The 12,750-nt window shown below is 36.7% G+C and carries 11 protein-coding genes; 9 read left to right on the top strand and 2 right to left on the bottom strand.

Features of this window, described 5'->3' with window-relative positions; all coding sequences use genetic code 11:
• Positions 1 to 433: 433 nt before the first annotated feature.
• The 4 genes from NSQ61_RS13180 to NSQ61_RS13165 all read left to right on the top strand — a co-directional run bounded on the left by NSQ61_RS13180 (position 434) and on the right by NSQ61_RS13165 (position 4,016).
• Positions 434 to 2,197 (top strand): hypothetical protein, encoded by a 1,764-nt coding sequence (locus NSQ61_RS13180; RefSeq protein ID WP_340807274.1) that lies wholly within the window; start codon positions 434 to 436, stop codon positions 2,195 to 2,197.
• Positions 2,198 to 2,633: 436 nt separating this feature from the next.
• Positions 2,634 to 3,305, top strand: coding sequence for an ABC transporter ATP-binding protein (locus NSQ61_RS13175; protein WP_340807271.1), 672 nt, complete (start codon positions 2,634 to 2,636; stop codon positions 3,303 to 3,305).
• The gene (locus NSQ61_RS13170) at positions 3,302 to 3,463 is read left to right on the top strand and encodes a hypothetical protein (protein ID WP_162877049.1); all 162 of its coding nucleotides are present in this window, start codon (positions 3,302 to 3,304) and stop codon (positions 3,461 to 3,463) included. Before NSQ61_RS13175 ends, NSQ61_RS13170 begins: the two co-directional genes overlap by 4 nt.
• 244 nt (positions 3,464 to 3,707) lie before the next feature.
• A complete protein-coding gene (locus NSQ61_RS13165; RefSeq protein WP_340807269.1) occupies positions 3,708 to 4,016 on the top strand; it encodes a hypothetical protein in 309 nt (102 codons plus the stop codon).
• Between the two features lie 496 nt (positions 4,017 to 4,512).
• On the opposite strand, the gene NSQ61_RS13160 is transcribed toward NSQ61_RS13165, so the two are convergent.
• Positions 4,513 to 5,448 carry a DMT family transporter gene (locus NSQ61_RS13160; protein WP_340807267.1) on the bottom strand — a complete coding sequence of 312 codons (936 nt, stop codon included), beginning with the start codon at positions 5,446 to 5,448 and terminating at the stop codon, positions 4,513 to 4,515.
• 125 nt (positions 5,449 to 5,573) lie between these two features.
• Between NSQ61_RS13160 and pdxR the strand changes: the two genes are divergently transcribed.
• Positions 5,574 to 7,028 (top strand): MocR-like pyridoxine biosynthesis transcription factor PdxR, encoded by a 1,455-nt coding sequence (pdxR, locus tag NSQ61_RS13155; RefSeq protein ID WP_340807265.1) that lies wholly within the window; start codon positions 5,574 to 5,576, stop codon positions 7,026 to 7,028.
• Positions 7,029 to 7,083: 55 nt separating this feature from the next.
• On the opposite strand, the gene NSQ61_RS13150 is transcribed toward pdxR, so the two are convergent.
• A complete protein-coding gene (locus NSQ61_RS13150) occupies positions 7,084 to 7,986 on the bottom strand; it encodes an AEC family transporter (protein WP_063387889.1) in 903 nt (300 codons plus the stop codon).
• Between the two features lie 609 nt (positions 7,987 to 8,595).
• On the opposite strand from NSQ61_RS13150, the gene NSQ61_RS13145 reads away from it, so the two are divergent.
• The 4 genes from NSQ61_RS13145 to NSQ61_RS13130 all read left to right on the top strand — a co-directional run bounded on the left by NSQ61_RS13145 (position 8,596) and on the right by NSQ61_RS13130 (position 12,623).
• A complete protein-coding gene (locus tag NSQ61_RS13145; RefSeq protein WP_340807263.1) occupies positions 8,596 to 9,036 on the top strand; it encodes a hypothetical protein in 441 nt (146 codons plus the stop codon).
• Positions 9,037 to 9,071: 35 nt separating this feature from the next.
• Positions 9,072 to 9,728 (top strand): hypothetical protein, encoded by a 657-nt coding sequence (locus NSQ61_RS13140; RefSeq protein WP_340807261.1) that lies wholly within the window; start codon positions 9,072 to 9,074, stop codon positions 9,726 to 9,728.
• Positions 9,729 to 10,690: 962 nt separating this feature from the next.
• Complete coding sequence (locus tag NSQ61_RS13135; RefSeq protein WP_063386360.1) at positions 10,691 to 11,497, top strand: IclR family transcriptional regulator; 807 nt, start codon at positions 10,691 to 10,693, stop codon at positions 11,495 to 11,497.
• Positions 11,498 to 11,537: 40 nt separating this feature from the next.
• On the top strand, positions 11,538 to 12,623 hold the full coding sequence (locus tag NSQ61_RS13130; protein ID WP_327856943.1) for an XdhC family protein: 1,086 nt from the start codon (positions 11,538 to 11,540) through the stop codon (positions 12,621 to 12,623).
• Positions 12,624 to 12,750 lie beyond the last annotated feature (127 nt).

The following is a 12,750-nucleotide window of genomic DNA, read 5'->3' as shown; positions in this document are numbered from 1 at the left end:
TGAATAAAATTTACAAAGATGTATTGATAGTGGTCTGAATATATCTTAAACTTAGGTGGTAATAAAAAGTATTTTAGTAAGTAATTTACTGTTAATGGCTAAAAGAAATAAAACAAGTTGTCTTTTCTTTTAGTGCGTTAGCAGTCGGCTTTTTAACGTTTGCACTGTGCTCACTCTCTTCAGCGTTTCCAGATGCAGATCGTGAAAGTGTAGCGGCGGTTGTCTTAAACGTTGTTGAAACTGGCGGAGCTATTTACTGCACTCGTTTCTATTCCAACAGCAGTTGGTTCAGCGGACGTTCATTGAGCGCTGCAGCAGGTTAAGCAGCAATTCGTTAATATCTAAAGAAGGAAATCAAGAAAAGTGATTATCGCTTGAAAGTCAAACTATTTTTCGATGAAGAATTTTCATATTTTGAAATACAGGTGAGAGAATGTTAATAAAGCTATTATCACTTATGCTATCGGTTAGAATGCAGCAGCAATATTCTGCTGTCATCGAATTCATTATTAAAAAAGCGCCCTTTTTAAGAAAACTTAGTTCAAAACAGTATATGATGTTTTCTTTTATTCTTGATATTTTGCTTGCCTTCGTCATCGTATCCGTTTTGTACAAATGGCTATACTCCCAGCAATATCGCCAGCAATGGGAAAGTGGTTTCATTGTCTTTTTTCTTCTTTATTCAATTTTTAAGGGAGCCGGAGCTTATCGAAGAACTCATATTCCACCGTTTATGGATATTATTCAAGCTGCTCCAGTCTCGTTCAAATCAATACATATCACATTTATTGCTTTAGAGCTGGTATGGAGCATTTTTACAAATTCCAGCCTATTTTTTGTTTATATTTTATTTCAATCACGAATTGCGGAATCATTAGATGCTTTATTCTGGATGAAGCAGTTGAATATTTTGCTGCTGGGCGCTCTGTTGTTTATGACGAGCAATAAACTTGTAGGTGCCTATATTCATAACATTGTAGTAAAAAAAATAGGGTGGGTCCGTTTTGTATTTTTCGCCGCTGTCTCAACTGCTTTTTTTATGCTGGGGCGCGTTCTTGTGTCAGGTCTTCTAGTCCCTATTTTCAAAACATTTAAGGATAATTTTCCATCCTTTTTGGCTGCAGCTGAAGATACAGCTTGGGTCAATCTATCTCAGCAGCTGATCAATCTATATGGGAATAAAATAAACTCCTTTCAAAAGAGTTTATTTTCAGACGGCTCTTTATATTTGCAGATTGAACATTTTATTGGGACTCCATGGATGTTAGGGCCTCTGATTTTCCTTCTAGTTGGCGTACTTTCCTTGCCTGTTAAGATGATTCCAACTGAAGATCATGGAGAGATTAAGAGATTTCGTGACTTTTTTCACTTCTATCTACAGCTGCTGCATTGGGTACGTTCTATTTTTTTGCCGAAGAATGCACTGATTTATAAAGATCTACAAATCATACGTGAAAAAAGATGGCTGCTCTCAAAAGAATTTTTTAATTATATGGTCTTATCTTACGAAGCATTTTTTTATATAGGGTTCTTTACTGCATGTATGTCAGCGACAGGAAACACGACTCTCCAAATACAGCTATTATTTACATTGAACTTGATGGTTTTAGCTAACCAAGCAATGGAAATGAGAATGTTGACTCCTTCTTTCTTTTCTTTTAGCACCGAAAAAAGAAACATATGGATGTACCAACTATCATTTTTTTCGTTAACTGAATTCTTTTGGGCAAAATTGAAATTGTTTTATTGCCTATATTTAATTCCATCTTTCTTTTTGACGATCGGGAATATAATGATTCTTACGTATTTCCAAATAGCTGATCTCAGGATGATCATTCCTTTTATTGGAATAACTATCTCTTTTTTCGTTTTTCCATTTATTCAATTATACTTGTTTCCATTTATCACTAAGTTTCATTTTATTCATGAATACGAGATTGGAACAACAGAAGAAGAGGAAAGCATAGTAAATAACGGCCAAGCTTTTATGAGGAACTTTCTCGTCATGCCTTTTATTTATTACTTGCTCGCATCACTATTTATTGGTGTATTGAGGGAAGCGGCAGGTGTTGTCAACTACATATCTGTCCTATATTTTATGATAGTTTCAGCCATTTGCCTAATTGTTTGTAAGAACACAATGAAAAAAGGAATTGACCATGTTGAAAAAGTTAAAATCCTTTCTATTACTGAATAAGTGATTGCCTCGCTGGGATTGATTTATTTCTTGTTTTTGAAATCGCTGCTATATACTCGCAATGAGCGCATCCAAATTTATAACTAGGAAACAACTTTTCTTTTGCAGTTATTTTTATGTTAGAGAGCTATCAATGCTTGGAATTGGTTCGTTGACTTGATGGAAGATGACCGCAGTCACTTTGTTTTACAACGATTCTCATAGGGAAATCACGACTTATATGCCGCTGTCATGTAGGACTTACCTTTTTCTCACACAGTGCTTGAAATACCGGGACTATTTATTTTTTCAGTCAAAAGTACTTATCCCTTTATCTGATATTTCTGCTTTATTACGGAATAGTTTCTTACGCTAAAAGAAAGCAGAATAGGGGCTGTGGCGATTGTCTCGCTTTATTGGATTATAAACTGTTTGTTGATTATTGGAGGATTTCTATATGGTTAAGCTTCAAGTTTCACAACTGGCTTTTCAGTATGAACAAACTGCAGAAAAAGGAGCATTGCTGGAAAATGTTTCTTTTCAATTACATGCAGGAGACCGAGCATGTATCATCGGAAAAAACGGCAGCGGCAAATCAACTTTGCTAAGGCTAATAGCGGGCTTAATCCAACCGGATTCAGGCAACATTTTATTAAATGAACAGTATAAGCCTGGAACAGATCGTTTTAAAGAAGCAATGGCCTATATTCCTGATAAACCACTTGTTTATGATGCATTAACTGGATTTGAAAATAAGGAGCTTATTCTTTCACTTTGGAGGATCAAAAAAGAAAAAAGAGCTGCATATGAAGAAAAATTCCAAGAGCTTTGTGAACAGTTTGATCTGACACATGCTTTGCAAAAGCCGGTCAAACATTACTCTCTAGGCATGAAATATAAACTATTCCTTATTAGTATGTTAGCAAGATCACCTGAGTTGATTATTTTGGATGAACCTTTTACTTCATTAGACGAGAACTCACAAAAGCAGTCAATCATGATGCTGAAAGAAGCGTTCAAGGAACAATGCATTTTATTTACAAGTCACCAGCGATATATTTATGCCGAATTAGGCAGCCGATTTTTTCTGCTTGAAAACAGACAGCTAAAGGAGATGAACCTCATATGAAAACTTATTCTCTCATTATGATCGCAATCAGTTTAGTCATGATTTTGGCAGTATTTGTGCTGAAAATAACAGCATTGCTTGTCGGAAAAATTCTTCTAGCCGTTGCTGCTGCTTTTTTGGTCTCCTCACTGATTCGTTTAATAAGTCTCAAAAAATAAAACCTGTCCGACAGACAGCTTTTCGGAAATTCGTACAGAAACAGGTGAAGTTTTTTGAAGGCACTGCGGATTGCCTCCCGGATTCAACAGTGAAATCTTACAGAACTAAAGCAGATGGCAGCATCGAGGAAAAGAAATTGTTCGTTAAATAATCAAACAGAGGGGAAGAGAGAAAAACATTTTTGTTTTAAAATATTAAAACCAGGTATATAATGAAGAAAAGATGTTAAAGGGGCGTGAATACATGAAAAAAATCGTTGCCCTGACAATTTTTATTTTTATAAGTATTACCTGTTTATACATTTCCAGTGATCGTTCCAGTCATACTATAAATGCTGTACACGAAATTAGCGCCATCGATCATTTGGCAGAAAATTTTGCTCCAATTGATGGACCAGATATAGGAAAAGACTCTTGGTTTGATATTGCCAGTTACATTTTTATAGCGTTAAGCACCACTTATTTCTGCTATTGCTTTGTGCAATCTTTCAAAAGACGGTTTTTGCTGAATCCCGTCTTTTACGAATCGAATTATGTGGTCTCACCTGCTTGAATGAATCATAAACAAATCATTCAAAGGAGGATGAGTACCATGATTTGGTTACGTATGTTATTGACAGCATTTTTTTCAATTACAGCTCTCTCTTTATTGTCTTATCAAGGATTTGAAATTTTCAACGCGTTTATTGACTTTTTTAGAAAAAATTAATGGATTGAAGAGGGTTAAAAAGAACTCTCCTTTCCTATCAGCTTGCGGAGAAAGAAGTATTTTTTCTCTGCAAGCTTTTTTATTGTTGATAATAGCCCACTGTACACATAGATAAGTCGTCGTTCTTTCATTTGCCGCAACGTGGCCGATCTGAAAAAAATCAAGTAATGGGTAAATTTAAAACATATTAAGGGAGCTGTGCAAAGGAATCCGGCCAGCTTGTCCTCTGAATGAGAGAGGCAAGCTGGCCTCATTTTTTTAAATCGCTATGGATGAAATGGCACACTGAAAATTTTTGTCGCAGGGATTTAACGGCTTTTTTTAAAATATTCCAGAGTTTTCAATCAAAATTTTTTGAAGCGGTCCTGTGAAACAGCGCTCCCTTTTTCCAATACTCATAAAAAGTTGATCGATTAGTTAAAAATACACCAAATAAAATCAAGAAGGCGCCGATCAGCGTAATGGGTTTCATGATTTCATTTAATATTATGTAGCCGGCGATTAGCGCGACAAGAGGCGAAATGTAAAGCCAAGTTGACGGAAAAACCGGATTTGTTTTTGAAACAAGCCAATAATACAGCCCGTGGCCGACGATGGAGCCGATGATGATTAAATAGAGCAGTGATAACACCGTTTCATAGCTTGCCAGCAGCAGCCATTTGCCTTGTTCGCCCGTTAAAAAGGATACAGCCAATAAGAAAATGCCGCCGTAAAACATTTGTACGGCATTTGAAAGAAACGGCGAGATATCCGGATGTTTGCTTGTAAACATTTTTGCCCGAACTGTCCCAAGTCCATAAAACCACTCGCTTAATATAATCATAAAGCAAGCCAAAACCCACATGCCGGAGACAGGCAAAGAGAATCCCGGTGAAGAGATCAAAAAGACGCCTATTAAAGCAGCTGCCATCCCTGCTAATTGTTCTTTTTTGATCGGTTGTTTATTCTCTCTTGCCTGATGGAGCAGCACCATCATCGGGCCTGTTGCAGATAATACAGCAGCTAGTCCGGACGGGATGAATTGCTCAGCCCAATATAATGAAGCAAAAGTGATAAAAGTTAAGCAAAAACCGTTAAACACGAGCGAAGAGGAAAATAAAACGGTTTTCAATCGATAGTTCCGCATTTTAAAGACGGCCATCATAATCACCCCAGCGGCAAAAAATCGCATTCCCGCTGAAAAAAACGGCGGTGCCCCTGCTTCAATTCCGATTTTGATAGCTAAAAAAGTTGTTCCAAAAGTTAAGCATATAAAACAGTAATTCAAAATAACCACGACGAATAACTCCTTTTTGTTAAGTTTTTTGATATTATAACGACAACGGTATATAACAGTACAATGCACTGTATAACAGTTATGCGCTTTTATCTTTTGTCTTCTATGTAATGGGAGGGGAGACAATGCAATTATCGATTAATAAAAAATTAGGCACCCCATATTATGAACAAATCAGCAGGCAAATCGAAGAACGGATTCAATCGGGCATGCTTCTTCACGGTGAAAGGCTTCCTTCTTTAAGATCGTTAGCAAATGAACTTAATGTAAGCTTTCTGACGGTGCAAAAAGCCTACAAACTGCTGGAATTGAAAGGATATATACAGATTCAGCAAGGTAAAGGTGTTTTTGTTGCAGCGGGAAAGAAAAAATCATATGAAAAGCACTCTGAATCTTTCGACTGGCAGCATCAGATGAAGATGAATGGAACAAGATCACAATATCTCGCCTATCGTGAAAAAGAGATTTATGACTTTTCCCAAGCAGTCGTTTATCCAAGGCTGCTTCCATCTCACTTCCTTGTTCAAGAAATGAAAAAAATATTGGAGCAGCATCCCCTTGTGTTGTCGACATATGGTCCTATTGAAGGAGATGAAGAATTAAGGTATGAAATTGCCAATTATTTATTTAACTTCCATCACTTATCTGTTAAACACGACAAAATGATCATTACAAGCGGTGCACAGCAAGGAATTGACTTAGTGGCGCAAACTTTGTTAAGTCCAGGGGATGTTGTGATGGTTGAAAGCCCTTGTTATGGTGCGGCCATTGATGTGTTTGTCAATAAAGGATTTCAAGTCGTATCGATTGGAGTAGATGAAGAGGGATTGAAAGTAGATGAATTGGAGGATAAATTGCAGGTGCATCAACCAAAACTATTATATGTAAACCCAACCTTTCAAAATCCTACTGGAACATGCATGCCGGAAAAGAGCCGCAAGCAATTGGTAGAACTAGCAGAAATGTACCATTTTTTAATTTTAGAAGACGATTCATTCAGCGAAGTTTCATTTGACAATATTACGGTGCCAAAGCCAATAAAATTCTTTGATAAAAACGGTCACGTCATTTACCTTAAAGGATTTAGCAAAACAACTGCGCCAGGCATTCGCATTGCGGCTGTCATTGTGGATGGGGTTTTATTCGATTGGCTGTACGGCACGAAAGCGACAATGGATATCGGAAGCCCGCTCTTACCGCAAAAAGCGCTGCTTCCCATTTTGCGGACGGAGCGGATGAAAAATCATATGGAAAAACTAAAAATTGCGCTTGAATTAAGAAGAAATACGGTTCTTGACGCATTCAAAAATTTAGAGGAAGTAATGATTTATAAACCAAAAGGCGGATTGAATGCCTGGATTAAACTTCCATCCATGATTCAGCCAATAAAATTGCAAGAAGCAGCTCGGAAAAATAAGATTTCTTATTTGCCCGGAAGCGCCTGTTTTCTTCATGAACCGAAACAACATTATATTCGCATCAGCTATTCTTATTTGAGCGAGCATGATTTGCAAGTCGGTATCGAAAAGCTGGTGGACATTTTGCAAAATATGATGGCAAATTATAAAAAAGAGATGTGACACATTTGACGCATTTGAGCTGCCGTTCATGTAATGCTGCTCGCTCGTTTCTTTTTTAAGAGAGCAGCGCAAGCAAGAGCGGCACTGTAGCAATGCTGGCCAGCGTCGTGGTTAATGTGCTGAATGAAACTAAATCTGGTTCTGTTTGAAATTGAACAGCAAACATTGTCGTGTTGGCTGCAGTAGGCATAGATGCAAGAATGATTAAAATTTTTGCAAGCAAGTCTTCAAGCGGAAGACAAAGAATAATACCAATTGAAATAATAGGCGATATGATCATGCGAATGATAAAGATGGAAGCGACGTCGCCAGCTTTTACACTTTTTAGCTGGATGTTGGCGAGCTGCATTCCGAGAATGACCATAATGGTCGGAATCGTTGCATCGGCAATCAAACCGACAGGCTGCATGATGAAATCAGGCACCGGAACATGCAGGATTTGAAGCAAAATGCCGGCAGCTGAACCGTATAAAACGGGCATTTTCACTATTTTCATAAGGGCGCTTTTTATGCTGCTGTCTTCTTTGCTGCCAATGGCAGCGTAGTAAAGACCGATCGTATTCATTAAAAAGGACTGGATAACCATCATGATGACTGCATAATCAAAAGCAGTTTGTCCAAAAACAAACAATATAATTGGGGCCCCATAGTTGCCGCTATTCATGAAAACAGCTGATAACATCATGGCAGACTCTATCGATTGTGGCAATTTTTTTAATTTACTTACAATTTTCACGATAACCATTAATATGAAACATAAAAGCAAGCAAAATATAAGAATATAAAAATAATCAAGTGTAATTTTGTTTGTATAAAATGTCCGGAAGACAAGAAACGGATACATTAAGTATGTCGTCATGACCGAAATAGATTTAATGTCAAAGCCAATTGTTTTTTGCCCTACATATCCGACTGCAAAAATGATAAAAGCCGGCAATACAATCAGAACAAATTCCATAACCTTTTCACCACTCTGCGTAAAATGAACAAACAATAGAGCATTGAGCAGATGCCCAATGCTTTATCACGTAAAGTTAAAGCTGAAATATGAAAGCACGCCAATTCTTTTTTAGATAGTTGCAAAGTTCAAATCGGCTGCCACCTAGCCTGTTCCGTCCATATTCTTCTTACACAAAAGGATAAAATACCATTCTTCCAAAAATACCCAAAACATTTGAAAGCCCAATTGTTGAGACCACTGTATTAAATTGGTATAAGCAACATCTATTTCAAATAATAAAGCAAAAGCCCAGTTATTAGCAACAAATTTAATAAATTTAAAGATTCACAGAAGAAATCCGAATAAAATGTAAAAGTTATATTGTTAAGGAAAATGAGAAAACAACTTTATTTTTTTAACGGAACTTTATCATACTCTTATTATTTTATGTCCTTGAAAAGTGGATGGGGAAAATTTCTAGAACAAACTGCATGATATTTTCCATCTCTAAGAATTTTTTTGTCCACTGAATTATTTTCTATATAAAAGGATCTTCAGTATAATTGTGCCTTTTCCTAGAGATATTATGAATAGTCATTGCAGTCGGAAGGAGGGCAGAACAAAAACATGACCTTTAAGAAATGGTTTATGGCCGTATTGTTAGTTCTTTTGTGCATCGGAATGTTCTCGTTCTTTGCGGTTGATTTTCGATATGGATATAAACCTAAAAATGAAAAAGTCATGCCATATGTTCCAAATAAATTTAGCGGTTTTGATCTTTGGGGTAAGCAAATAGCAAGTGAAAAATCAACAAATCTTATCAAATTGCAAAACGCTGCAAATCTTAATTTCCGCTATAATCCCAAGAGCGGTGTAAAGCCTTCCAAGTTTTTTCAAGCTGTTGATCCTACACCTGATGTTCCAGGCATTAATCAGCTTGTTGCCCCGCCGCAATTTCCGAAAGTTTCATTAACAGCACCGGACGGATTAATTGTCACAAATTCAGCGAACAAAATAACGGTGTTGCGGCTTGGCAAAATACGCTCCAGCCTCCTAAGCCAAACTTGAAGATTGAACGAGCTGCCATAGAACAGGGGAAAAAAGTGTTTGCGAAAGCAAACTGTATTACCTGTCATGCAGGAAGTACATTAACAAATAATCAAGTGATCTCTGTTAAGGAAATTGGAACCGAACCTTCAAGGGCGAAAGCGTTAAAAAAATACGGAAAGGTCATGGGGGAATCTTTATTATACTCACCTGAAACTCCTGTCCCTCTTCCCAAAAAACCGACTGTATTAAAAGTGCCAACTGAACATCTTAATCGTGATCAGTTGAAATTAGCCTTTGCCTTAGGAGACTCGCCAGGTGGATACAAAGTTCCAAGTCTTATTGGGTTGTATTGGACAGCTCCTTATTTGCATGACGGCAGTGTGGCAGTAGGGAACGATATCGATCAGGAAATTGGTGTAACAGGGACTATTTTAAAAGGAATTACACCAGATCCTGCAAACAGTCTTCGGGCGCTTGTTGATAAAAGCCTCCGTGACAAAGTGATTAAAGCAAATCTTACATCCCAGCAGCTTCAAGATTTGCACATTAAAGGCATCGGACATGAATATTGGGTTGGTGAATCAACAGGGTTCACAAAATCAGAGCAAGATGCTTTGATCAAATATTTACTTTCGTTAACGGCGATTCAAAAAAAAGGTAAAACTGGAACAGGATATTATGAGCTATGCCTGTTCCTTTTTTATCGATAAAAATTGTATTAGAAAACCATTGGGGGCAATGACTTTAAATCAGTGTTCTTTCCCTTTAGGACTCTTATTTGATTAAATTCCAATAAGTTTGTACAGACATTGCATATAACTGGAAAATCAGAAATTTAAAATTATGTATTTATGGTTCCGTTGAAAAAGATAATATCACCACATAGAATAAGCTCTTAGATCGTTTCAAAATTACATACTTTTTCGATCAATAACATGATCATAGAGAAAAAGAAAACAGAAATCTTTATGAAAAATGTTCCTGAGAGATGATGAGAACTTCGCGGGATAGCTGTTGTGATCCCAACAGATAAAGCACCTCAACTTAATAAGTTAAATGATGGCCACATCCGCAATGTGTCAAAAACAGAAATGATATTAGTCAATGAAGTAGACAAATTTTTTAAGATTTCACCTATCGCTCTTTTTAGAGGCAGAACTTATGTGTTTTCATGAAGGTAGTTTATGATTAGAAGCTAACTCGCTGTTTGTTTACTGTACAACGTTTCGTGTTTATATTTACCTTCTCGTATTTATTGAATGATACCATTTGCAGTGACAGTTTTTTAAAAAATCGACCCCCCGAAAGTTTTAAAATAATTTAATCTTTTATAGATTGAGAGATTATAGATTACTGATCATATGTTTCAGAGCCTTTGATTTTACTCGTATAGTAAGCAACTACTGAAAACCTATGATCGGAAAATCGGTATCGACTAGAATGGAATTGTCCTTTGAATATTCTATTTGATCCTGCACAATTTGACGTACTCATTTCTCCTAATGGTTGGTTGCCTGAATTAAGCAAGAAATTTAATAATAGTAACTTCATTTAGAATTTATAGAAAATAATAAAAATTATATTGACATAAAAAAAGGTCTTTTTTATTATTAAAATTGAAACAACGTTCCAAATTTGATTTGTGAGCGGTATCATAGGAGGAGAAATATTCATGGTCAATCCTAAGCCCTCAGATAGACAGATCAATTCAACAGTTATAAAAGCACTCACTGTTCTTGAGAAGGTTGCTTTTGCAAATGGCGGTATTTCATTAGCTGATTTAGTGAAAGAGTTGGATATGCCGAAAACTACCATTTATCGGCTGATCGAAACGTTAAAGCATTGTGATTATATTCATTTAGATGCAAATACTGAAAGATACTATGTTGGCTGGAAAACGGTACAAATCGGTGTTTCGGGATTGAATAATATTGAAGTTGTCGATATCGCTGCCCCCTATTTGACAAAATTGGCGGAGAAAACGGGAGAAACTGCATTTTTGGCTGGCTACTACAACGGAGAAATTGTTTATCTTTACAAAAAAGAGGGGACGCAGTCCATTCGAACGACAGCTCAGCTTGGGATGAGAAGACCTGTTCATTGCACAGCGGTCGGAAAAGCGATTCTTTCCACTTTCACATGGGAGGAAGTCGAAAAAATTTTAGAGGAAAAAGGGATGAAAAAATATACAGAGAACACCATTACAGATGCTCATAAACTTCGGAAAGAATTACTTGAGATTAAAAGAAACGGTTATGCGATTGACAGGGAAGAAATTGAAATAGGATTAACTTGCTATGCCGTACCTATCTTTAATTTTACTGGAAATATGGCTGGCTCAATCGGATTAGGCGGTCCAACAACGAGAATGAGAGAAAATCAAAATGATTTTACATCGCAATTAAAAGAAGCAGCATTTCAAGTTTCCAGAATGTTGGGATACGTTCCGAAAATAGGGGGAGAGACAGTTGAACGATAACAAAAGTATTGTAGACCAAATTTTGGAGAATGGAAATAAAATGAATAAAGCGGCGATAGCGACAGTCGTTCGTGTAAAAGGATCGGCCTATAAACGAGAAGGGGCCAAAATGCTAATTGATGAAAGCGGTAACACAACCGGCTTAATTTCTGGCGGCTGCCTTGAACCCGATGTTGCCGAAGCTGCTAAGCAGGTTATAGAGAATGGAAAACCTGTGCTAAGGCGTTATGATATGGATGAAGATCTCGTCTGGGGGCTGGGGCTAGGATGTCCTGGTACTGTTGATATCTATATTGAAAAAATCAATTTTGATGAATTAACATTAGATCGCTCGATTGAAGATTTTTCAAAGAATCCATTGACAGCTTGGCTTTCTTGTGTAAAAGAAGAAAAAATGGGTGTTTTAGCAACAACTTTAGACTTACCCCGTTCACATTCCGGACAGAAGCAAATTTTTGTTTCTGAAAACTATCAAACGGTAGGTAAGCTGGACAATAATGAATTACATCAATTCGTCTGCGATTTTTCGAAAAATCTATTACAAAGTACAAATCCAAAATCGGAAACAAAAACATTCACCTTATCAAACGGAGAAAAAGTCGATGTATTTTTTGATGTAAATATTCCTCCGATTGAATTAATCATTTTTGGTGCGGGTCATGATGCCATTCCTTTAGCAGAGTTTAGTGTTAGATTAGGATTTAATACAACCGTAGTCGATCCAAGATCAGCCTATCTAACAGAAGCTCGTTTTCCAGGTGCGAAAAGAATTTTAGCAGATGCAAGCTCAATTCCCGAAAAGGTAAAAGTCAGTTCCAAATCGTATGTGGTCATTATGAACCATCATTTGGAACGAGATATAAATGTTCTGAAACATATACTTCATACGGATGCAAGGTATATTGGGATTTTAGGTCCGCGTTCTAGATGCCAAAAAATATTTAAAGCTCTTCAAATAGACGACATTGACCAATATGATCACATATTTAATCCTGTTGGATTAGATATTGGTTCGGAGTCTCCTCAGGAAATAGCGTTAAGTATTCTTGCTGAGATCATTGCTTTTCGAAACAAGCGTGCGGGCGGATTTTTGCGTAAGAAAAAAGACCGTCAGTTAGTATCATGAGCAGCTCATAAATAAAATGATCATTTTAATATTCCTAATATTCCCAATATTCAAAATATAGTTATCCCTCTTTAAGGAGGTGATTACAAGGATTACAAGGACAAATGATCCTAATCAAAAAATAATT

Origin of the sequence: Aeribacillus sp. FSL K6-1121 (assembly GCF_038003725.1) — a bacterium.
Lineage (GTDB): Bacteria > Bacillota > Bacilli > Bacillales > Aeribacillaceae > Aeribacillus > Aeribacillus composti.
This window is presented reverse-complemented; position numbering and strand designations above follow the sequence as displayed.

Coding starts and splice junctions, on each gene's coding strand:
- NSQ61_RS13175 (WP_340807271.1), top strand. CDS start 2,634: ATGGTTAAGCTTCAAGTTTCACAACTGGCTTTTCAGTATGAACAAACT.
- NSQ61_RS13170 (WP_162877049.1), top strand. CDS start 3,302: ATGAAAACTTATTCTCTCATTATGATCGCAATCAGTTTAGTCATGATT.
- NSQ61_RS13180 (WP_340807274.1), top strand. CDS start 434: ATGTTAATAAAGCTATTATCACTTATGCTATCGGTTAGAATGCAGCAG.
- NSQ61_RS13150 (WP_063387889.1), bottom strand. CDS start 7,986: ATGGAATTTGTTCTGATTGTATTGCCGGCTTTTATCATTTTTGCAGTC.
- NSQ61_RS13135 (WP_063386360.1), top strand. CDS start 10,691: ATGGTCAATCCTAAGCCCTCAGATAGACAGATCAATTCAACAGTTATA.
- pdxR (WP_340807265.1), top strand. CDS start 5,574: ATGCAATTATCGATTAATAAAAAATTAGGCACCCCATATTATGAACAA.
- NSQ61_RS13130 (WP_327856943.1), top strand. CDS start 11,538: ATGAATAAAGCGGCGATAGCGACAGTCGTTCGTGTAAAAGGATCGGCC.
- NSQ61_RS13165 (WP_340807269.1), top strand. CDS start 3,708: ATGAAAAAAATCGTTGCCCTGACAATTTTTATTTTTATAAGTATTACC.
- NSQ61_RS13145 (WP_340807263.1), top strand. CDS start 8,596: ATGACCTTTAAGAAATGGTTTATGGCCGTATTGTTAGTTCTTTTGTGC.